Below are 21,252 nucleotides of genomic sequence, written 5' to 3'. Positions count from 1 at the left end.
CTCAGATACCAATGAGTATATTTGCACCCGACAGGTCGTTCCGGTTGCCGATGCGCGCCGGGCGGCCGCCATATTCGGCAAGGGGAATCGTCATGAGTGACCTGTCCAAGAAGGCCGCTGTCACCGAATCGCTCAGCGGGGCAACCAGTCTCAGTCCGCGAGGACCGTCCTGCAACGCGTTCAAGATCTGGGCGACCGTCGGCGGCATCGCCTTGGTATTCACCCTCTATGTGTTCATCCGTTGGGTCACGGGACCCTTCTTCGAGCCGGTCGCCGGAGGCCCGAGCGAGCCGCCGATGTACATGAAGATCCCGTTGATCGCCAACTCGGTAGTGCTCTGGGTCGGTTTACCGGTTGCGTTGTGGTTCTTCATTCTTCGGCCCTGGATACGGGAAAGGCGGATCACCCTCGACGGCATGCTGTTGGTGTCGATGGGTCTGATGATGTTCCAGGATCCGATGCTCAACTACTACAGCACCTGGTGCACGTACAACGCGTGGCTGTGGAACCGGGGTTCGTGGGCTCCGCACATCCCGGGCTGGGTCGCGCACGAAGAACCGGGCCACACGGTGCCCGAACCGCTGCTGACCAACATCCCCGGGTACATGTACGGCGTCCTACTGCTGACCATCGTCGGATGCGCCATCATGCGCAAGATCAAGAACCGTTGGCCCGAAATCAGCAATCTACGAATGATTCTGGTCACCTACGCGATCGCCTTCGTCTTCGACTTCGTGATGGAAGCCCTGATCATGCTGCCGATCGGCTTCTACTCCTACCCCGGGGCCATCCAGGCGTTGTCGTTCAATGCGGGCACGTACTACCAGTTTCCCGTCTACGAAGGTCTGATGTGGGGCGGCGTTCAAGCGGCGCTGTGCTGCCTGCGGTTCTTCACCGATGACCGGGGACGCACCGTCGTCGAGCGCGGGCTGGACCGCATCCGTGGCGGGTTCGTCAAACAGCAGTTCGTCCGCTTCCTGGCCATCTTCGGCGGTGTCAGCGCGTGCTTCTTCCTGTTCTACAACGTCCCGGCCACCTGGCTCGGCATGCACGCCGATCCATGGCCCGAAGACGTACAGAAGCGGTCGTACTTCAATCCGGGCATCTGCGGCGAGGGGACCGACCGGCCGTGCCCGAATCCCGACCTGCCGCTGCCGACCAAGCATTCGGGGTACATCAATCACGACGGTGAACTCGTGCTTCCCGAAGGCGTCGAGTTCCCCCCTGTCGTGCCGATCCAGCGCGCGAACGACGATGACGGGCAATAACTCACGGCTGCTGACGCCGACGCCGCCGTTCTACCGCACCGTCGGCGGGGAGGCCGACACCTTTCGGGCGGCGGCCCGCCGCGGCTCGCCGGTACTGCTGAAAGGGCCCACCGGTTGCGGCAAAACGCGTTTCGTCGAGGCGATGGCGCACGAACTCGGCCGCGAGCTGATCACCGTCGCCGGCCACGAGGACATGACGTCGGCCGATCTGGTGGGTCGCTTCCTACTCAAGGGAGGTGAGACCGTGTGGGCGGACGGACCGTTGACACGCGCGGTCCGCACCGGGTCCATCTGCTACCTCGACGAGATCGTCGAGGCACGTCAGGACACCACGGTGGTCATCCATCCCCTCGCCGATCACCGGCGGGAACTACCGATCGACCGCCTCGGTGTGACTTTGCCTGCGGCGCCCGGTTTTCAGCTCATCGTGTCCTACAACCCGGGCTACCAGAGCATCCTGAAGAACCTGAAGGAATCGACCCGTCAGCGGTTCGTCGCCATCACCCTCGACTTTCCGCCTGCCGGCATCGAAACCGAGGTGGTGGCCCACGAAGCGGGCGTCGAGGAAGCGGTGGCCGGGTCGCTGGTCGCCATCGGGAACGCGATCCGCGGGCTGGACCGTTCGGCTCTCAACGAGGTCGCCTCGACCCGGATGCTGATCCTCGCGGGTGGCCTCGTCGCCGAAGGGTTGAACCTGCGCGACTCGATCCAGTCGGCCATCGTGGAGGTCCTGTCCGACGACCCCGACGTGATCCGGGGCCTCGGCGAGTTGGTCGACGCCCTCCTGCCGCGTCGGTGATCTCCGATCTCCCGGACCCCGGGCGCTTTCGGTTCCTCGCCGCGTTCCTGGCAGGCAAGCCGGTCGAGGTGGCCGTGGCGGCTCCGGGCGAACCCGCATACACCGATGGAAGGACGATCTTCGTCGCCGCCGATGCCGACGCTGACGGACAACGTCTCCAGATACTCGTGCAGAGCGCGCTTCTCGGGGCGGGAAGCCTCGACGACAGGTATGTCAAACGGCTTCGGGGGCGGGCGACTTTCGCGCGGCGCTACCTGGCAGTCGAGGGCCATCGCGCGCTGGCCCAGGCGGCACGCGGGCTCCCCCTGGCGGGGGAAGTGAGCCGCGCCGCCCCGCCCCGGTCGGCCAGCCCCGAAGAATCTTTGCAGATCGTCGCGGGCAGAACCGAAGTGGACGCCCCACCGGAATGGTTCGGGGCGATCCGGCCATCGAAACTCCGCCGCCAGCAAGCAGATTCGACTACCAGGGCCACCGATGGCGACGTCGGCGTCCAGTTCGAATCCGTGGATCCCTCGGCTGCCGACGACGAGGACGACGAACCGTCCGAGAAGAGCCGGATCCTGAGACTGTTCGAGATGCCCCTCGGCGCCCGGACGGTCGCGGAGTTCCTGCGCACACTGTTCGGGAGTTCCCGTTCCGCCGCAAGCGAGGGCGCCGGCGGCGAGTTGTCGGTCGGCTCGACACGGCGGACGTCACGGGCGGGCACCGATGCGAGACCGACCCCGACCCCGATTCGCTTCACCGATGCCGAGAAGCCAGGTGCCGCAGTAGGAGTCGGAGGATCGTGGTTCCCGGAGTGGGACGTCCACCGCAACGGTTACCGCAAGGACTGGTGCCGCGTCGTCGACTTTCCGATCGCCGCCACGGTGGAACTCCGCACCCCCGGCCCCATTCATGACGCCGTCCTGCGGCGCAAACTCGCGCGGGTCGGCCTCGACCCGACGGTGTTGCGTCGACGACCCGACGGCGACGATCTGGACACCGAGGCGCTCATCGACCTGTCGGTAGATCTGCGCTCGGGCTACTCACCGCCCGAGCACGTGTACATCGACCGCCGCAAGCTGACCCGCAACCTCGGCGTGCTGATTCTGCTCGACGCATCGGGGTCCGCCGTCGACGCCGACGGCGACGGCCTGGCCGTGCACGACCATCAACGCCACGCAGCCGCCACCCTCACCTCGGTGCTCGATGAGCTCGGCGACCGCGTCGCCGTGTACGGATTCCGCTCGCAGGGCAGGCGGGCGGTGCAGCTGCCGCTGGTGAAGGGCTTCGGCCAGCCGTTCGGCGCGGCAGGCCGGGCCCGTCTCGGCCAGCTGCATCCGGCGGGTTATACCCGGCTGGGAGCAGGAATTCGGGGTGCGGGCGAGATCCTCAAACGCTCTGCGGGAACGCCGCACCGGCTGCTGCTGGTGCTCTCCGACGGCTACCCCTACGACGACGGATACGAAGGCCGGTACGCCGAGGCCGACGCACGCAAAGCTCTCGACGAGCTCCGCGGCGACGGGGTGGCGTGCCTCTGCCTGTCGATCGGCGCCGCCACCGACGCCGACTCACTCGAGCGTGTCTTCGGGTCGGCATGCCACGCGGTCGGCGCGACGCTGGCCGAGCTGAGCCCCCGAATGGACGAACTGTTTCTGACAGCCCTGCGGGAACTATCCGCTCCCCGCCCGCGCCGGGTATATGCTTCGCCCGGCAATCACAAGTAGTTGATAAAGGGCGGATAGAGGTGGCGACGTGACGACGCCTGAGCAACATGAACCGAACTTCGCCCAGCCCTGGGCGCCGCACCGGCTGAAGATCTACACCTGGACCGGGATCTTCACCTTCGCGATGTTCCTGTTGGTCACTGTCGGCGTCAGCATTGGCTTCATCGCGCCGACGTTCACGACCGACGTCGTCGTCAATCTGATCTTCGGCGTCCCGGTGATGCTGCTGCCGTTCGTGATCCTGTGGAACGCGCCGGGCGAGAAACGCACTCGGCTCGACAAGGCAGCCGAGTTGACGCTGTTCTACCTGCCTTACACCGCGGGTAGCCAAATCGGCTACGAACTGATGTTCCTGATCGGGCATCCACTCGGACTGTGGGCGCCCACGACCGACCCGGGGTGGAAATGGCTGTGGTGGCAGTACGGCCTCGCCGACACCCGCTACGTCAGCGGCAATCCGTGGATCTTCGCGCTGGAGATCGTCGGCGTGCTCACCGGGATCACGGTGTTCGTGATGTGGACCCGCCTCGTGCGCCCCGGGCTGCCCGCCGAATCGCGCATCCGCGCCCTCTGGATCACCTTCGCCGGGTGCGCGATACTAATGAGCAGCACCGCGGTGTACTTCCTCGCCGAAGTCGGCGCGGGGTTCAGCAACATCGGACAGGGTGCGTTCGGACTCGGGTTCAAGTTCATCGGCGAGAACATCCCCTTCATCGTGCTGCCGCCTCTGGTGCTCTACTCGATCCACCTGCAGATCGACTACCTGACGCGACGGGCAGGCGCGGAAGCGTTCAGCGCGCAGGCAGTCCGAGGATCCGCTGCGCGATGATGTTGCGCTGGATCTCCGAAGTCCCGCCCGCGATGGTGCCTGCGAAACTCCCGAGGTAGCGCGTGAACCAGCTCGCCGCGTACTGCTCCGGAGCGAACGCGTTGTAGGGGCCGGTCGGCGCGTTCCCGAGCAGCGCATCGGCCCCAGAGGCTTCCAGCACGTGGCGGTAGGCGTTCTGCTCAGCCTCCGATCCCAGCACCTTCAGGACAGATACCGCCGGGACGTCCCGTTCCCCCCGGGCGGCCTGCCCGAGTGCCGCGGACCCGAGCAGCCGCAGGGCGTAGAGGTCCATGACTGTGGTGGCGTATTTGTCGCGATCCAACTCGCCGCTGGGAATGTACGTTTCGAGCGTCTGCGCCATCCTGTCGGCGAACGACATCCACATCATCGTGCGCTCGTGCCCCAGCGACCCGTTGGCCACCTTCCACCCGTCGTTGAGCGGGCCGACGAGGTTGGTCGCCGACACCCGCACATCGGTGAAGAAGACCTCGTTGAAGTCCAAGTTCTTTCGGTCGTGGACGCTGGCGAACGGTCTGCGCTCGACACCAGGGGTGTCCGTCGGGATCAGCAGCGCACTGATTCCCCTGTGCCTGACCGCATCCGGGTCTGTCCGGACGAAGGTGAGCAGAACGTCGGCGTCGTGGGCGCCCGAGGTCCACACCTTCTGCCCGTTCACCACGAACTCATCGCCTTCCCGCGCCGCGCGCGTACTCAGGCCCGCCAGATCCGACCCCGCCCCTGGTTCGCTCATGCCGAGGGATGCCGTGAGCTCGCCCCGCAGGATCGGCACTGCCCAGCGTTGTTTCTGCTCGTCCGTGCCGAACGTCAGAAGTGACGCGGCGATGATCCCGACGCCCTGCGGGTTGAAACAGTGGTAGATCCGCCGGCGCGCGAGTTCCTCCCGATGGACGAACTGTTCGAGAACGCCTGCGTTGCGACCTCCGAACTCGGGCGGGTTCCCCGGCAACAGCCAGCCGTGCTCGAACTGCAGCTGCTGCCACCGGCGGGCCCATGGCGGCACATGCGCTGTCGATCGGGAGGTTTCGCGCGCGGCTTCGGCCTCGGCGGGCAGATTGGCTTCGAGGAAAGCGATGAACTCCGCGCGGAAGGCTTCGACCGCGTTGTCGAACGTCAGCCGCACGGGGCCCCCTTTCGATCCACGGTCCCTCAAACATATCAAGTACTTAACATTAGCGAGCCTATGCGCTATGACTGAATAGCGAAGGGAGGTCACTCGTGCTGCACGGCGAGAAGATTCTGATCACCGGGGCCACCGGCAAGATCGCATACCCGATCGCGCGGGCCCTCGCCGCGCGCAACGACGTGTGGGGCGCGGCCCGGTTGCGCGACCCGGCAGACCGGGACAAGCTCAGGACAGCTGGGGTCACCCCACTACCCCTCGATTTGAGTGCGGGCGACTTGTCCAGTGTCCCGGACGATTTCAGCTATGTGTTTCACGCGGCCGTCGACCCAGGGACGAGCGGATGGAAGCAGGCCGTCGAGACGAATGCGCACAACTCGGGCGACCTGCTCTACCACTGTCGTGCCGCGAAGGGCTTCGTGCTGTGCTCGACGGGTTCGATCTACGGGTATCAGGGCAGGCGTCCGCTCACCGAGGACGATCCCCCGGGCGTACCACTGCGCGCCAACTACAGCTTTTCCAAGGTTGCCGCCGAAGCGGTGTGCGACTGGGTGTCACGGCGCTACCGCATCCCGCTGTCGATCATCCGGATCTGCTCAACCTACGGACCCGAAGGGGGGTCTGCGGCCGACCGGCTGGATGCGATCCTGGCGCGCAGGCCGATCCGTTTGCATCCCGACAAGCCGAACAACTACAACCCGATCTACGAGGACGACTACGTCGAGCTCGGCATCCGTGCCATGGAGGTCGCCCGAACACCGCCTCAGGTGGTGAATTGGGCGGGCAGCGAAACCGTCAGCGTCGAGGAGTACTGCACCTACATGGGTCGGCTCGTAGGAGTGGAACCCATCTTCGAATACACCGCCGACGCCCACACACCGCTGTGGCCGGACGTGACTCACATGCACGAAGTCCTCGGCCGGACCAAAGTGCCGCGGCGAGAAGGGTTCCGGCGTATGGTGGCCGCCCGCTATCCCGAGCTCTCACTCGCCGACGCCGGACCGACCACATGAGGACCACCATGCAATTTCCCGGAACGCCGTCCGACGAGGTCGACGGAGTCCTCGCCGCGGGCCGCGGAGACATCACGACGCTGTTCGTGTCGATGGCCTCCCGCCACCCCGAGGGCCGCGACGCCGACTACCTGCGATGGCACACACTCGACCACCGACCGGAACAACACCGACTCCCGGCGGTGCGGGCGTCGCTGCGTCTGGTCTCGACGCCGCAGTGCCGGGAAGCCAGACTTCCCGGCGATACACGGTTCGATGCCATCGACCACGTGATGACGTATTTTTTCGCCGATCCGCTCGGACTCGAGGCGTTCAACGACCTCTCGCGCGCACTAGGGAATGCGGGCCGCAAGATCTCCCTGCTCCCGCCGGTCGACCGCGGTGTCTACGGAGTGCAGAGCAAGGTCGCCGCACCCAGGGTGAAGGTGGGCGCCGACGTCCTGCCCTGGTGGCCCGTACGCGGCGTATTCGCCGTGCTGGAACGCGAATCAGTGCAGGGCACAACGTTGCTCGATGTCGATGGGGTAGCCGGGGTGTGGTCGGCGTCGACCCTCGACGTCGATGCGGCACTCGCAGGCGCCAGATCCGGCCAGCACCTGACGTACTGCTTTCTTGACGACGACCCGGTGGTGGTCGCGCGCAGACTGGCGCCGGTGCTGACGAAGCGCTGGGAGGAGGCCGGCACGCAACCGCTGTTGGCCGCGCCGTTCTATCCGGTGACGCCGCACGAATGGGACCGCCATGTGCCGTGACGAAGGAGTGCCATGCGGGTCGGCTTGATGATGGGCTCGGACAAGGAGCGCGGTCGCCAGGACCGTTTGCCCGGGCTCATCTCCGACGGCGTCGCCGCCGAAAAGGCGGGGTTCAGTTCGTTCTGGTTCCCTCAGGTGCCCGGCTATCTGGATGCGATGACAGCGATCGCGCTTCTGGGTGCGTCGACGAGCACGATCGAACTCGGCACCGCGGTGGTTCCGATCCAGACGCGCCACCCGCTGATCCTGGCCCAACAGGCGCTGACTACCAATGCCGCCTGCCGGGGCCGCTTCACGCTGGGCCTCGGCGTCTCGCACGACTGGATCATCAACGGCCAGTTGGGCCTTCCGTACGGCAAACCGGTACGGACGTTGCGAGATCACCTCGACGTGCTCGCTGCCGCCTTCACCGGTCCGGGCCAGATCGGTGTCGAGAACGACGGCTTCCGGGTGCACAGCCCCATCGATGTCACCGACATCGCACCGCCGATCCTGCTGGCAGCACTGGGCCCGGCGATGCTTCGAATAGCCGGCGAACGCGCCGACGGCACAGTCCTCTGGATGGCGGACGAACGCGCGGTGGGTGAGCACATCGCGCCGCGCATCACTGCGGCCGCCGAGGACGCGGGCCGACCCGCGCCACGAATCGTCGCCGGGGTGCCAGTGGCGCTCTGTTCGCCTGGCGAGGTCGACGACGCGCGGACGCACGCCAGCGAGATCCTCGGGCACGCCCATTTCTCCCCCAACTACATGGCGCTGCTGGAGCACGGTGACGCCGAGGACGTCGGCGACACGATGGCGGCGGGGGACGAATCCGCGGTTGGACGCCGGCTTCGCGCCTATCGCGACGCGGGCGTCACCGACCTGGCCGCGCGCATCATCCCCCTTGGCGACGACTCCTCGGCCCGGCACCGCTCACGCGAACGCACCGCACAGTTCCTGGCGTCCGTCACCGCGGAGCTGTGAGGCGGGTCTGATCAGCGGCGCGCGCGAAGCACTGCGGCGATCACGGCGGCTCCGACCGAAATACCCACAGCACAGGCGAATCCACCGAGGACGAGGTGGCGTGGTGAGCCGCCCGACGCGAACGCCAGCAGCTGAAGACCTCCGGCGGTCAGCGCCAGCGCAGCGAATGCCAGCGCAGCGATCTTGAGGGCGCTCATCCCGTCATTCTGCCGTGCGCCGGTCGTCCTTCCCGAGCGCGTAACTCCCCATGAACTCCATCGGCACGCCGCCGACCGTGCAGAAGAACAGGTCGACACCGGGCACGCCGGCATCGAATACCGTGACGTCGTCGGCGTGTTTCCCCGCGGCGTCCCGGCTGCGCGCGAACTCATCGGTCAGAAACGACAGCGCGGCCAGCCCTTCGGGTGCGACGGCCCGCAACTCTTCGGGAACGTCGAGCACCTCGATCAGGCCGGCGTCTCCACTGCCGAGGATCGTCACGTCGGCACCGTCGGACGGCGGCCAGCCGAGCGTCGTCTCCAGGACCGGTCCCGGCACCCGCATCTCGTAGGCGACAGTCATCCCGACGACGTCGGTCAGGAAGGCGACAAAGTCGGAAGCCGAATGACTGCGCATGACGACGTGGTGAAGGTGATTCGGCATGGCCGAACGCTACCGAGGGACGGCGCCCGCGGACAGGGAATTCGCGAAACAGTTAGTTTTACTCTGGTCAACTATTGGCGTACGGGCCTTCTACTGCTAATTTCGCTGCGTGGCCGGAACCAAGCCCGAATCTGCAGCTGACCGAGGTCAGCGTCGGGCATCGTTTCAGCGGGCGCGTTCGACCGAGACGAAGCGGATGCTCGTGCAGGCGGCCATGGCGCTGTGGCGGACCAACGGCTACGCCACCACGACCGTCGCCGACATCTGCACGGCCGCGGGTGTGTCCAAGGCGCTGTTCTACTTCTACTTCCCCCGCAAGGAGGACGTGCTGTTCGAGGTCGGTGTGCTCTCGACGCGATCGGCACACCGTGCGATCCATGAGTTGCTCAAACGGCCCTATGAGATCGCCGACGTGTTGTCGGCGGCGCTGAGCGCCTTCGAACGATCGATGGCCCGCAACCCTCCCGAACTCATCATCGAAACGATCCTCGAGGGCTACCGGCACGAACACCGCATCCTGGCCGAAGCGGACCCACCGGACGCCGACGCGGACATGTTCACCGAACTCTTCACCCGGGCAAAGGCCGACGGAAAGCTACCCGCCGCGGTCGATGTCACGCATCTGGCGTATCTGGCGCAGACCATGGTCAGCGAAGGCGCAAGGCACTGGGCCGCCGGAGCATTCGGGAAACGGTCGTTCGCCGACGTCGTGACGGCGGACATCTGCACACTCATCAACGGATATTCGGCAAGGAGGCCGCATGTGGGATTTCGAGACCGACCCTGAGTACCAGAAGGTGTTGGACTGGGCCGACGAGTTCGTCCGCGAAGAGATTGAGCCACTCGACCTGGCTTTCCCGCATCAGCAGTTCACGCCGCTCGACGGCAAGCGCCGCGAGGCGATCGATCCCCTCAAGGAGGAGGTGCGCAGACGCGGGCTGTGGGCCACGCACCTGGGCGCCGACCTCGGCGGTCAGGGCTACGGCCAGCTCAAGCTCGCGCTGCTCAACGAGATCCTCGGCCGCTCCCAGTGGGCACCGATCATCTTCGGCTGTCAGGCGCCCGACACCGGCAACGCCGAGATCATCGCGCACTACGGCACCGAGGAGCAGAAGCAGCGCTATCTACGCCCCTTGTTGGACGGCGAGCTGTTCTCGTGCTACTCGATGACCGAGCCGCATGCCGGCGCCGACCCGACGATGTTCACCACTTCGGCGGTGCGTGATGGCGACGACTGGGTAATCAATGGCTGGAAGTTCTTCTCCTCCAACGCCGCCACCGCCTCGTTCCTCATCGTGATGGTGGTGACAAACCCGGACGTCAGTGCCTATCAGGGCATGTCGATGTTCTTGGTGCCCACCGACACCCCCGGCGTCAAGATCGAACGCAATATGGGCCTATACGGCGAACGCGCTGACGAGGGGTCGCACGCGCTGATCCACTACGACAACGTCCGCGTGCCCGCCGACGCGCTTCTCGGCGGCGAGGGCCAAGCCTTCGTCATCGCCCAGACCCGGCTCGGCGGTGGACGCATCCACCACGCGATGCGCACCATCGGCCTGTCCCGCAAGGCGCTGGACATGATGTGCGAACGCGCCCTGAGCCGCGAAACCCAGGGCAGCAGACTGTCGGACAAGCAGTTTGTCCAGGGCTACGTCGCTGATTCCTACGCCCAGCTGCTCCAATTCCGGCTGATGGTGCTCTATACCGCGTGGGAGATCGACAAATACAACGACTACAAAAAGGTCCGCAAAGACATCGCCGCCGTCAAAGTCGTCATGCCGACCGTGCTGCACGACATCGCTTGGCGCGCAATGCAGGTCCATGGCGCTCTCGGCGTCACCAACGAGGTGCCGTTCCTCGGCATGGTGACCGGAGCCGCGGTGATGGGTCTGGCCGACGGGCCCACCGAAGTCCACAAGACGACCGTCGCCAAGCAGGTCCTGCGCGACTACCGTCCCGCAGAGGGCACCTGGCCATCCGAGTGGATACCGGCGAAACGCGAAGCTGCACAGGCGAAGTACGCACAATTCCTCGAGCATGAGGTGGGCAACCTGTGAATGAGATCGACACCGGTCGGCTAGCCAGCTGGATGGATGGGGCCGCACTGCCCGGCACGGGCGATCCGTTGTCGGCCCGATTCCTCTCCGGCGGAACGCAAAACGTCATCTTCGAGATCACCCGTGGGGAGCATCGCTGCGTGTTGCGCATGCCGCCGCCGGGAGCTCCGCCCGACCGGGACAAGGGGATCCTGCGGGAGTGGCGGATCATCGAGGCGCTCGACGGTACCGATGTCCCGCACACGGCGGCGGTCGGCGTCTGCGACGATGCGTCGGTGCTCGGCCGCCCGTTCTACTTGATGGGGTTCGTGGACGGTTGGTCGCCGATGGACACCCATGGCCGCTGGCCCGAGCCGTTCGACAGTGACCCCTCCACCAGGCCGGACTTGAGTTACCAACTAGCCGAGGGGATTGCGCTGCTATCGAAGGTGGACTGGCGCGCGAAAGGCCTGCACGATCTGGGGCGGCCGGACGGCTTTCACGAACGGCAGGTCGACCGCTGGATCGGCTTTCTCGAGCGGATCAAGAAGCGCCCTCTGCCCGGTCTCGAGGTGGCCACCGGATGGCTCAAGGCGCACAAGCCGCTCGACTTCATTCCGGGCCTGATGCACGGCGATTACCAGTTCGCCAACGTCATGTACCGCCACGGCGCACCCGCCCAGATGGCCGCGATCGTGGACTGGGAGATGGGTACCGTCGGTGACCCCAAGCTCGACCTCGGATGGATGGTGCAGTCATGGCCTGTCGGCCATGACGCAGGTGACATGACCTACGTCGACATGAGCGGAATGCCGTCGCGCGACGACGTGGTCGCTCACTACGCCGAGGTCTCGGGCCGTCAGGTCGACGACCTGGACTACTACCTGATACTCGCCAAATGGAAGCTGGCCATCGTGCTCGAGCAGGGGTTCCAGCGCGCCGGTGACGACGAAAAGCTTCTGGCGTTCGGACCGGTCGTCACCAGCTTGATGGAATCCGCGGCGGGGCTGGCCGAGTCCACCGACTACCGCGGGTGAACGTACGGGCCGCGGTCTGTCCACGTCACGGGCCACCAGAGGTGGTGCGAGTCGAGGAGCGTGCCGTTGCCGCGGCCGGGCCGGGCCAGATCGGCGTGCGGGTCGCGGCGGCCGCCGTCAACTTCCCTGACGTCCTGCTCGTGGCCGGTTCCTACCAGGTCAGTGTGCCTACTCCGTTCGTGCCGGGAAGCGAGTTCGCGGGAATCGTCGAAGAAATCGGCCCGCAGACATCGGGTTTCGCCGTAGGTGACCGTGTGACCGGGACGGGGATGTTCGGCGCGTTCGCCGAACGCGTCGTCGTCGATGCCGCTTCCCTTGCATTGATCCCACAGGAGGTCGACCTCCAGGCCGCTGCCGCGTTCGGCGTCGCGCACCGAACGGCGTATCACACGTTGCGCTCCGCGGCCCGGTTGTCGGCGGGCGACGAACTCGTCGTGCTCGGCGCCGGTGGCGGCGTCGGCCTGGCGGCGGTGCAGCTCGGCGTCGCACTCGGCGCGCATGTCACCGCGGTGGCATCTTCACCCGAAAAGCTCGAAGCGGCAGGCCACTACGGCGCCGCACGGTTGATCAACTACACGACCGACCATCTCAGGTCAGCATTGAGGTCGGCGCTGCCAGACGGCGCCGACATCGTGATGGACCCCGTCGGCGGCGACCTCAGCGAACCGGCCCTGCGGTCACTCGGCAGGGGAGGTCGCTTCGTCACCGTCGGCTTCGCCTCGGGAACGATTCCCCGTATTCCGTTGAACCTCTTGCTCATCAAAGGGGTTCAGGTTCTGGGTTTCCAGTTTCAGGATGTCCCGCCTGACGAGTTCACCCGCAACGAACAGGAATTGCATGGACTTCTCACGACGGGGCGCGTCAAACCGCATGTGGGAGCGATCTTTTCGCTCGAAAATACTGCGGCAGCGCTGCGTCACGTCGCCGATGGCCGGGCGATCGGGAAGGTGCTGATCGACCTGAGCTGAGATCAGCTGGCCGGGACGAGGTCGGCAGCCACCGACGCCATCATGCCGCAGCAGAACACCTCGGTCGAGGCGACGGCCACGCCGTCGCCGCCGCGCGCCGCGGCGAGCGCCTGCGCCTTGAAGGCTCTAGCGGCTGCACTGAGGCGATGCTCGACGGCGTCGACACTGCTTCCCAGCTCAGCGGGAAGCTCTGCGCCCCAGAGGGTTACCTCGGTAGCGCCCTGATCGAGCGCGCCGAGCACGCCCCGCCGGACCCGGTCATCCTGGCCGAACAGGTCTGCAGCCACCGCGACGGTCTGCGGGTGCGGTCGCTGCTCCCAGGCCTCCAGAACCGACTCGAGGTCGAGGGTCTCGGCGCCGAGAATCTGCAGCGGACGGACGTCTTCCTCCGTGCCGACAAGGACGTTGACGTCCCAGCCCGCCATGACTCGGTCGTAGATCCAGCCGCCGGCGTACCGCACTGCGTCGAGCACGGTTGGTGCGACGACGTCGAGGCGGTACCTCATGTCGGGTTGAACGGTGCCGCCAGATCGCGCGCCAGCGACTCCGCGTATCCCTTGAATGCTTCGGTCAGCGGGATTGAGGGATCGAGCAACCATAATGTCTCCATTCCGTTGATGAAGGCGAGAATCTCCGTGGCCTTGATGGCCGCGTCGAAGTCTTTGCGGTACTTGCCTTTTTGCTGGCCGCGGGTGATGTTTTCCTTGAGGATGTCGGCCGCATCGCGGTAGCGCTTCTGCAGGCGGTCGTGCAGTGGGGCATCGGGCGAGATGTTCTCCACCAGCAGCACGATGAAGGTGCCGACCAGTTCGGGTGATCGCTCGAACCTCTCGGGCACCCTCGCGAGTTCGGTCACCAGGTCTCCAGACCTGTCGGCGTGCATCTCGTCGTCGAGGTCGCGCGCGTCGAGCACGGCGTTGAGCAGCTGCTCCTTGGACTCGAAATGGTGCAGTAGCCCCGCTGGCGTCACGCCGGCTTCTTTGGCGATCTGCGCCAGCGACGTGTTCCGCCATCCGTTGCGCGCCAGCAGTCGCTCGGCCACGGCCAGGATCCGCTGTCTGCGGTCCTCGCCTTTGGCGAACAGCGTCGCGTACGGGCGTCTGGACGATTCCAGATCGGTCCCGGCGGATTCGGGGGCTGACACTCGACTCCTCGGGGGCTCTAACCAACCTAGTGAACACACAGTAGGTAGGTTTGCCCGCTGTGACAAGGGTCTCAATGAACATTTCTGGGACAAAGTGTCACGCGGACCTCCGACCGGACGAGTGCGCAGCGTCCACCACCTGGTCTATACCGTAACCCCGGTGTGACATCGTTTTACCTGGTCAACACACATCGCTCGGGATACTTGGACCTCGATCCAGGGAGAGATACCGATGCCCGAACTGAACCATGTCCCCGCCGATACGCCGGCACACGAGATCGCCGATCGGCTTCGCCGAGACGGTTACGTCATCGTCGACAACCTCGTGCCGACCGCTGTGATGGATGCGATCGACGACGAACTGGCGCCGTTCTTTGCCGCCACCCCGCTGGGCTACAACGCGATGATCGGCACGAAGACCCGCCGGACCGGGGCCCTGGTAGCCCGCTCCCCCGCCTGCCGGACCCTCATCCAGAATCCGACCATGATGGATGTCTGCCGGGACTTCCTCGGTCATGCGTCGGCATTCCAGCTGATGCTCACCCAGGTGATCTCCATCGAGCCGGGCGAATCAGCCCAGTCCTTGCATCGCGATCAGAACGCTTTCGACTTCTACCCGTTCCCCGACGACTACCACGTGCAGTGCAACACCCTGTGGGCCCTGTCGGACTACACCGCCGAGATGGGCGCGACACGTGTGGTGCCCGGCAGCCAGTTCGGCGACAAGAAGCCCACGGACTACACCGATGAGGAGTGTCTGCAAGCCGAAATGCCACGCGGGTCGGTGCTGATCTACACCGGCAAGATCGTGCACAGCGGTGCCGCGAACCGCTCGACCAAGGTGCGCCGGGCCGTCAACATCAACTACTGCGTCGGCTGGGTACGGCAGGAGGAGAACCAATTCCTTTCCGTTCCCATGGAAGTCGCCCGGACACTCGACGACGAGCTGCTGAAGCTGATCGGGTATCAGGAAGGAGCCTGGGCAATGGGCTATTTCCGCGACTTCGAGGACCCGCTGCGCGCCGTCCGCGGCGAAGCAGTCGCATACGGCTTCGACGGCAGCAAGCTCACCGGCAGCGCAAGCGCCGCCTTCGAGGACCAGCTCGCCAACAGCGAATAGCCCTACAAGCCAAGCGACTTCGCGATCATCACCTTCATGACCTCGCTGGTGCCTGCATATATGCGCGCCACCCGGGCGTCGGTGTACAGCCGGGCGATGGGATATTCCATCATGTAGCCGTACCCGCCGAAGAGCTGTAGGCAGCGGTCCACTACCCGCTGTTGCATCTCGGTGCAGAACAGTTTGGTCCGTGCGGCGTCGGCTCCCGACAGTTCGCCCTCGACATGCAGCGAGATTGCACGGTCGAGCATCGCCTGGCCCGCCTCCACGTCGGTGGAGCAGGCCGCCAATTCGAATTTGGTGTTCTGGAACGACGCCACCGGCGTGCCGAACGCTTTGCGACTCTGCGTGTACTCGACCGCGGCGGCGATCGCCGAGCGCGCCTGGGCGACCGAACCCACCGCGACGGTCAGCCGCTCCTGCGCGAGGTTGTGGCCGAGATAGCCGAATGCCTCGTCCACCTCACCGAGCACATTGGCCGCCGGGACGCGGACGTCGACAAACGACAACTCGGCGGTGTCCTGAACCTTGCACCCCATCTTCTCCAGCTCGCGGCCACGCGTGAATCCCTCCATACCGTCCTCGACGACCAGTAGGGTCAGGCCCTTGCGCCGGTTGTCCGGGTCGGTGGACGTGCGGGCGACGACGATGACGAGATCGGCCTGCATGCCGCCCGTGATGAAAGTCTTTGCGCCGTTGACGATGTAGTCGTCACCGTCGCGCACTGCGGTGGTGCGCATACCGGCGAGATCGGATCCTGTGCCTGGCTCGGTCATCGCGATCGCGGTGAGCAGCTTGCCTGCTGCGAGTCCCGGGAACCAGCGGTCGCGCTGCTCGGCATTCGCGTAGTGCAGGAAATACGGCAGGATCACCTCAAGTTGCGTCCGCACGGTCGACAGCGTGACCAGAGCGCGGGCGGCCTCTTCCTGCAGCACCACGTTGTAGCGGTAGTCGGTCTGGCCACCGCCGCCGTACTCCTCAGGGATGGCGATGCCGAGGATCCCGAGTTCGCCCATCTGCTCGAAGACATCGCGGGGCATCCGGCCGCCCTTCTCCCATTGCGGATAGTGCGGCACGACCTCCTTCTCGACGAAATCGCGGGCAAGTTCCCGGAACGCCTCATGGTCCTCGGTGAAAAGATCTCTGCGCACGTGGTACTCCCTGACTACTTCACAAGTTCGACGAGTGTCGCGTTGGCGGTACCGCCGCCTTCGCACATGGTCTGCAGACCGTAGCGAATCCCGTTGTCCCGCATGTGGTTGATCATCCGCGTCATCAGCACCGCGCCGGAGGCGCCCAGGGGGTGGCCGAGCGCGATGGCCCCGCCGAGCGGATTGAGCTTGGACTCATCGGCACCGGTGTCGGCCAGCCACGCCAGCGGAACCGGCGCGAACGCCTCGTTCACCTCGAACACGCCGACCTCGTCCAGCGTTACGCCCGCTTTGTGCAGTACTTTCTCGGTGGCCGGAATCGGGCCCGTCAGCATAAGTTTCGGGTCAGCGCCGGTGACCGCGCCCGCCCGGTAGCGCACCAGCGGCGTCAGGCCGAGATTCACCGCGTTCTCGGCGGTGGTGACGAGCAGTGCCGCCGCGCCGTCGGAGATCTGCGAAGAGTTCCCGGCGTGGATGACGCCGTCCTCGGTGAACGCCGGCTTGAGCCCGGAAAGCTTCTCGACTGTGGTGCCCCGCCGGATCCCCTCGTCGTCGGTCACCGGGCCCCCATCGGTGAACACCGGGACGATCTGATCCTTGAAAGCACCGGCGTCCTGCGCGGCAGCGGCCCGCTCGTGCGACTGTGCGGAGTACTCGTCGAGCCGTGTCCGCGAGAAGCCCCACCTCTGCGCGATCATCTCTGCCGAGATCCCCTGGTTGAACGAGAAATCGTCGTAGCGCGCAAGGACTTTCGGCCCGTAGGGCATTCCGGTGGAGCGGGCGGACCCGAGCGGGACGCGGCTCATCACCTCGACTCCGCCGGCCACCACCACATCCTGCTGGCCCGACATCACGGCCTGCACCGCGAAGTCGAGCGCCTGCTGGCTGGACCCGCATGCCCGGTTCACCGTGGTGCCCGGGATGTGCTCGGGCCAGCCCGCGGCCAGCACCGCATAGCGCCCGATGTTGCTCGACTGGTCCCCCACCTGCGATACGCAGCCCCACACGACGTCGTCGATCACCTCGGTGTCGATCCCGGCGCGCTCCACCAGCTCGTTGAGCACCACCGCGGACAGGTCGGCCGCATGCTGATCGGACAACCCCCCGTTGCGCTTGCCGACCGGCGTGCGCACCGCTGCGACGATGACCGTTTCCCGCATTACCCTCACTCCTCGTTCGTGTCGTAGAGCGACCACGCTCCGGTGAACTCCGGCTCACGCTTGGCGGCGAACGCCGCGTAGGCCTCGCCGGAGTCCGCCGTGGCGAAGTTACCCGGCTGCGCACGAGCTTCGTTCGCCAGCGCCTCCCGCAGCGTCGCGTTCGCGCCGTCGTTGAGCAGCGCCTTGCTCTGCGCGAGCGCGAACGGCGGGCCCCCGGCGAGCCGTTTGGTGATGCCATCGACGAACGCGTCGATCTCCTCTGCCGGTTTCACCCACGTGACCAGGCCCAGTGCGTGGGCCTCGTCGGCGCTGATCATGTCGGCGAGCAAGACCAGACGCTTGGCCTGCTGCAGCCCCACGATCTTCGGCAGCAGCCACGAGCCGCCCAGGTCGACGGAAAGGCCCCGCTTCGAGAAGATCTGGCAGAACCGCGATTCCGAGGTGGCCACCACCAGGTCGCATCCGAGCGCCAGATTCCAGCCGGCCCCGACGGCGATTCCGGTGACCTTCGCGATCGTCGGGATCGCCAATTCGTGCAGCGCCAACGCGACGTCGGTGAGGCGGTCGAGTTTGTACCTCGGATGGATCTGCTCTCCGGTGCCGATGTCGGCACCCGAACAGAACGCACCCCCCGCGCCGGTCAGCACCAACGCTCGAACGTCGCGGTCACGCTTGAGCGCCCGCAGCGCATCGGCCAGCTCGACCCAGAGCCGGGCGTCCAACGCGTTCTTGCGCTCGGGACGATTCAGCGTCAGTGTGCGCACCCCGTCGCGATCCTCGGACAGCAGCACGTCACCCATAGGCCGGTCCGATCGCGCCGTCGGCCCGCAACTGCGCCACTTCATCGGTGGTGAAACCAATTTCGGTGAGCACGGTGTCCGTGTGTTCGCCCAGCCCCGGTATTGCGCCCATCGGTTGTTCGAAGTCGCTGATCACCGGTGGTGGGCGCAGCGCCCGGATGTCGCCCCGGGGTGTGCTGACCGTCCGCCAGCGGTTTCGTGCGGTGAGCTGCGGGTGCACGACGACCTCGCTGGGCTTGTTATAGCGTGAATTGCCGATGCCGGCGTCATCGGCCGTCTTCTGGATCTCGGCGAGATCGTGCCGGGCACACCAGCTTCCGATCGCCTCCTCCAGGATCTCCCGGTGCGCGCAGCGGCCGGGATTGGTGGCGAACCGCGAGTCCTCGGCGAGGTCGGGACGGTCGATGATGTCGCGTGCCACCCGTTGCCATTCGCGGTCGTTGGTGGTGCCGAGTACGACGGTCTGCCCGTCGCGGGTCGGAAACGCACCGTAGGGTGCCACCGCCGGCGAGCCGACGCCGAGCGGCTCCTGGTCGATGCCCGAATGCTGGGTGTAGGTCAGTGCATAACCCATCACATCGGTCATCACGTCGAAGAGGCTCAGCTCGACGTGGGGCGCGGGGCCGGCTTCTGCCTGCTGAGCACGCCCGTACAGCAGGGACACGATCGACATCGCGGCGTACAGACCCGTGGTGAAGTCGGCCAGTGCGGGACCGGGTTTCGCGGGCATCCCGGGATAGCCGGTGATCGCGCACGAACCGGACTCGGCCTGCACCAGAAGGTCGTAGGCGCGCTTGTGCGAAATGGGTCCGCCGGGACCGTAGCCGTCGATCTCGACGGGGATCACGCCGGGATGCCTCGCGGCGAGATCCGCGGGCGCGAGGCCGAGGCGTGCCGTCGCACCGGGCGCGAGGTTGGACACGAACGCGTCGGCGCGGTCGAGCAGCCTGTGCAAGATCTCCATCCCCGCGGCGGACTTGGTGTTGAGCGTCACCGATTCTTTGCCGCGGTTGCACCAGACGAAGTGTGCGGCAAGACCGCCCGGCCCGTTGACCACGTCGTCGTAGTGGCGGGCGAAGTCGCCACCGTTCGGGTTCTCCACCTTGATGATTCGGGCCCCGAAGTCGGCGAGCACCCTGGTGCACATCGGAGCTGCCACCGCCTGCTCCATGGCGACCACGGTGACGCCGGCCAACGGCCCTGCAGCTGGCTGTCGTCCTGTCACGTGCTCACATAACCATGCCGGCGATCGAAGTAGTTCATCGGTGGCGCTCTATCAGTAACTGCGGGGAAGACCGAGGACATGCTCGCCGAGGAAGTTCAGGATCATCTCCTGACTCACCGGGGCGATCTTCATCAGGCGCGCCTCCCGGAAGTACCGCGACACGTGGTACTCCTCGGAGTAGCCCATACCGCCATGGAGCTGCAGCGCGCGGTCGGCCGCACCGAAACCGGCGTCGGCGCACAGGTACTTGGCCGTATTGGCCTCGCGGCCACATGGTTTCCCGTTGTCGTAGAGCCACGTGGCCTTGCGCAGCACGAGCTCGGCGGCGTCGAGCCGGGCGAGCGAATCCGCGAGCGGGAACTGCAGGCCCTGGTTCATGCCGATGGGGCGGTTGAACACCACGCGCTCGTTGCCGTACTTGACGGCCTTCTCCAGCGCGACGCGCCCGATTCCGAGAGCTTCTGCGGCGATGAGCATTCGCTCGGGGTTCAGGCCGTCAAGGATGTACTTGAAGCCCTGGCCCTCTTCGCCGACCCGGTCGCTCACCGGAACCATCAGGTCGTCGATGAACAACTCGTTCGAGCTGACCGCGTTTCGTCCCATCTTGTTGATGGGCCGGATATCGACGTGGTCGCGATCGAGGTCGGTGAGAAAGAGCGTCATGCCGTCGGTCTTCTTCGCGCCGCGTTCCTTCAACGCGGCCGGTGTCTCGGTCCTCGTCAGCAGCAGAATCTTCTCCGACTCCAGCGCCTTGGAGATCCACACCTTGCGGCCGTTGACGCGGTAGTGGTCACCTTCGCGTTTGGCGAACGTCGTGATCTGCGAAGTGTCCAGTCCCGCACCAGGTTCGGTGACGCCAAAGCACACATGCAGGTCACCGTCGACGATGCGCGGAAGTGTGGCGGCCTTCAATTCGTCGGAGCCGTGCTTGACGACGGGCTGCATGCCGAAGATCGACAGGTGGATGGCGCTGGCGCCGTTCATCGCCGCGCCGGAGCGGGCCACTTCCTCCAGGAGCAGCGTCGCCTCGGTGATACCGAGCCCGTGGCCGCCGTACTCCTCCGGGATCGTCATGCCGAGCCAGCCGCCCTTGGCGATCGCATCGTAGAACTCAGTCGGGAACTCGTGGTTCTGGTCCTTCTCCAACCAATAGTGGTCGTCGAACTTCCCCGCCAGCTCCGCGACGGACTTGCGGATCAGCTCCTGATCCTCGCTCAGCTCAAAACTCATACCCGTCATTGCGGTTACTCCTCCTGACCGCCGAAACTGCATTCCACGCGGCTGCTTCTCGAGATTCGTCGCATGGAATGCAGTTTCGGCGAAAAGTTGCTCAGTCTTTGTTGCCGGTCAGATTCTTGGCGTTGGCCGCGAAGTCGGCGAAGGTGGCGCCGGTCTTCTCCTTGTTCGACAAGGCCTGGATGGAGACGTCGTGTCCTTGGGCGGCTTGGCGTAGGGCGCCGACGGTGGCTTGGTCTTTGGGGATGTGGGTGAA

The 21,252-nt window shown here is 65.9% G+C and carries 22 protein-coding genes and 1 pseudogene; 12 read left to right on the top strand and 11 right to left on the bottom strand.

The window, feature by feature from the left end:
* The first annotated feature begins 92 nt into the window (after positions 1 to 92).
* The 4 genes from AWC12_RS29270 to AWC12_RS29255 are packed head-to-tail and all read left to right on the top strand — an operon-like array spanning position 93 to position 4,602.
* Positions 93 to 1,268: a spirocyclase AveC family protein gene (locus tag AWC12_RS29270; RefSeq protein WP_085178343.1), complete on the top strand. Its 1,176-nt coding sequence runs from the start codon at positions 93 to 95 to the stop codon at positions 1,266 to 1,268.
* Positions 1,255 to 2,067 (top strand): CbbQ/NirQ/NorQ/GpvN family protein, encoded by an 813-nt coding sequence (locus AWC12_RS29265; protein ID WP_085178342.1) that lies wholly within the window; start codon positions 1,255 to 1,257, stop codon positions 2,065 to 2,067. Before AWC12_RS29270 ends, AWC12_RS29265 begins: the two co-directional genes overlap by 14 nt.
* The gene (locus AWC12_RS29260; protein WP_085178437.1) at positions 2,067 to 3,773 is read left to right on the top strand and encodes a nitric oxide reductase activation protein NorD; all 1,707 of its coding nucleotides are present in this window, start codon (positions 2,067 to 2,069) and stop codon (positions 3,771 to 3,773) included. Before AWC12_RS29265 ends, AWC12_RS29260 begins: the two co-directional genes overlap by 1 nt.
* Before the next feature lie 28 nt (positions 3,774 to 3,801).
* On the top strand, positions 3,802 to 4,602 hold the full coding sequence (locus AWC12_RS29255; RefSeq protein WP_085178341.1) for an emopamil-binding protein: 801 nt from the start codon (positions 3,802 to 3,804) through the stop codon (positions 4,600 to 4,602).
* On the opposite strand, the gene AWC12_RS29250 is transcribed toward AWC12_RS29255, so the two are convergent.
* A complete protein-coding gene (locus AWC12_RS29250) occupies positions 4,565 to 5,743 on the bottom strand; it encodes an acyl-CoA dehydrogenase family protein (RefSeq protein WP_085178340.1) in 1,179 nt (392 codons plus the stop codon). The two genes, AWC12_RS29255 and AWC12_RS29250, sit on opposite strands and share 38 nt — an antisense overlap.
* Before the next feature lie 95 nt (positions 5,744 to 5,838).
* Here AWC12_RS29250 and AWC12_RS29245 point away from each other — a divergent pair, with 95 nt between their 5' ends.
* The 3 genes from AWC12_RS29245 to AWC12_RS29235 are packed head-to-tail and all read left to right on the top strand — an operon-like array spanning position 5,839 to position 8,474.
* Positions 5,839 to 6,756, top strand: a complete 918-nt coding sequence (locus AWC12_RS29245) for an NAD-dependent epimerase/dehydratase family protein (RefSeq protein WP_085178339.1) — start codon at positions 5,839 to 5,841, stop codon at positions 6,754 to 6,756.
* 8 nt (positions 6,757 to 6,764) lie between these two features.
* The gene (locus AWC12_RS29240; protein WP_085178435.1) at positions 6,765 to 7,508 is read left to right on the top strand and encodes a hypothetical protein; all 744 of its coding nucleotides are present in this window, start codon (positions 6,765 to 6,767) and stop codon (positions 7,506 to 7,508) included.
* Positions 7,509 to 7,520: 12 nt separating this feature from the next.
* Positions 7,521 to 8,474, top strand: coding sequence for an LLM class F420-dependent oxidoreductase (locus tag AWC12_RS29235; protein WP_085178338.1), 954 nt, complete (start codon positions 7,521 to 7,523; stop codon positions 8,472 to 8,474).
* A gap of 11 nt (positions 8,475 to 8,485) precedes the next feature.
* Here the strand turns inward: AWC12_RS29235 and AWC12_RS29230 are convergent, their stop codons facing one another.
* Complete coding sequence (locus tag AWC12_RS29230; protein ID WP_085178337.1) at positions 8,486 to 8,671, bottom strand: hypothetical protein; 186 nt, start codon at positions 8,669 to 8,671, stop codon at positions 8,486 to 8,488.
* Positions 8,672 to 8,675: 4 nt separating this feature from the next.
* Positions 8,676 to 9,116, bottom strand: a complete 441-nt coding sequence (locus AWC12_RS29225) for a VOC family protein (RefSeq protein WP_085178336.1) — start codon at positions 9,114 to 9,116, stop codon at positions 8,676 to 8,678.
* Between the two features lie 196 nt (positions 9,117 to 9,312).
* Here AWC12_RS29225 and AWC12_RS29220 point away from each other — a divergent pair, with 196 nt between their 5' ends.
* From AWC12_RS29220 to AWC12_RS29205, 4 genes are read left to right on the top strand one after another with little or no spacing between them, the layout of a single operon-like run.
* A complete protein-coding gene (locus AWC12_RS29220; RefSeq protein WP_110808781.1) occupies positions 9,313 to 9,903 on the top strand; it encodes a TetR/AcrR family transcriptional regulator in 591 nt (196 codons plus the stop codon).
* Positions 9,878 to 11,176, top strand: coding sequence for an acyl-CoA dehydrogenase family protein (locus AWC12_RS29215; RefSeq protein WP_085178334.1), 1,299 nt, complete (start codon positions 9,878 to 9,880; stop codon positions 11,174 to 11,176). Before AWC12_RS29220 ends, AWC12_RS29215 begins: the two co-directional genes overlap by 26 nt.
* A gap of 32 nt (positions 11,177 to 11,208) precedes the next feature.
* Complete coding sequence (locus AWC12_RS29210; protein ID WP_085178333.1) at positions 11,209 to 12,192, top strand: phosphotransferase family protein; 984 nt, start codon at positions 11,209 to 11,211, stop codon at positions 12,190 to 12,192.
* Complete coding sequence (locus AWC12_RS29205; RefSeq protein WP_085178332.1) at positions 12,189 to 13,160, top strand: NADPH:quinone oxidoreductase family protein; 972 nt, start codon at positions 12,189 to 12,191, stop codon at positions 13,158 to 13,160. Before AWC12_RS29210 ends, AWC12_RS29205 begins: the two co-directional genes overlap by 4 nt.
* A gap of 2 nt (positions 13,161 to 13,162) precedes the next feature.
* Here AWC12_RS29205 and AWC12_RS29200 read toward each other — a convergent pair whose 3' ends face one another.
* The gene (locus tag AWC12_RS29200) at positions 13,163 to 13,666 is read right to left on the bottom strand and encodes a hypothetical protein (protein ID WP_085178331.1); all 504 of its coding nucleotides are present in this window, start codon (positions 13,664 to 13,666) and stop codon (positions 13,163 to 13,165) included.
* The gene (locus tag AWC12_RS29195; protein ID WP_085178330.1) at positions 13,663 to 14,304 is read right to left on the bottom strand and encodes a TetR/AcrR family transcriptional regulator; all 642 of its coding nucleotides are present in this window, start codon (positions 14,302 to 14,304) and stop codon (positions 13,663 to 13,665) included. The genes AWC12_RS29200 and AWC12_RS29195 overlap by 4 nt, the downstream gene beginning before the upstream one ends.
* Before the next feature lie 232 nt (positions 14,305 to 14,536).
* On the opposite strand from AWC12_RS29195, the gene AWC12_RS29190 reads away from it, so the two are divergent.
* A complete protein-coding gene (locus tag AWC12_RS29190; protein WP_085178329.1) occupies positions 14,537 to 15,424 on the top strand; it encodes a phytanoyl-CoA dioxygenase family protein in 888 nt (295 codons plus the stop codon).
* A 2-nt stretch (positions 15,425 to 15,426) separates the two neighbouring features.
* Here the strand turns inward: AWC12_RS29190 and AWC12_RS29185 are convergent, their stop codons facing one another.
* The 6 genes and pseudogenes from AWC12_RS29185 to AWC12_RS31785 form a co-directional block, all read right to left on the bottom strand.
* A complete protein-coding gene (locus tag AWC12_RS29185) occupies positions 15,427 to 16,575 on the bottom strand; it encodes an acyl-CoA dehydrogenase family protein (protein ID WP_085178328.1) in 1,149 nt (382 codons plus the stop codon).
* Between the two features lie 14 nt (positions 16,576 to 16,589).
* Positions 16,590 to 17,735 (bottom strand): thiolase family protein, encoded by a 1,146-nt coding sequence (locus tag AWC12_RS29180; RefSeq protein WP_085178327.1) that lies wholly within the window; start codon positions 17,733 to 17,735, stop codon positions 16,590 to 16,592.
* Positions 17,736 to 17,740: 5 nt separating this feature from the next.
* Complete coding sequence (locus tag AWC12_RS29175) at positions 17,741 to 18,535, bottom strand: enoyl-CoA hydratase/isomerase family protein (RefSeq protein ID WP_085178326.1); 795 nt, start codon at positions 18,533 to 18,535, stop codon at positions 17,741 to 17,743.
* Positions 18,528 to 19,760, bottom strand: coding sequence for a CaiB/BaiF CoA transferase family protein (locus tag AWC12_RS29170; protein ID WP_085178325.1), 1,233 nt, complete (start codon positions 19,758 to 19,760; stop codon positions 18,528 to 18,530). Before AWC12_RS29170 ends, AWC12_RS29175 begins: the two co-directional genes overlap by 8 nt.
* Before the next feature lie 51 nt (positions 19,761 to 19,811).
* Positions 19,812 to 20,990, bottom strand: a complete 1,179-nt coding sequence (locus AWC12_RS29165; RefSeq protein ID WP_085178324.1) for an acyl-CoA dehydrogenase family protein — start codon at positions 20,988 to 20,990, stop codon at positions 19,812 to 19,814.
* Between the two features lie 100 nt (positions 20,991 to 21,090).
* A pseudogene (locus AWC12_RS31785) lies at positions 21,091 to 21,252 on the bottom strand (amidohydrolase family protein); the annotation flags it as partial.

Source organism: Mycolicibacterium iranicum (assembly GCF_002101705.1).
GTDB lineage: Bacteria > Actinomycetota > Actinomycetes > Mycobacteriales > Mycobacteriaceae > Mycobacterium > Mycobacterium iranicum.
Note: the sequence above shows the minus strand (reverse complement) of the source record. Positions and strands in the feature narration are given on the sequence as shown.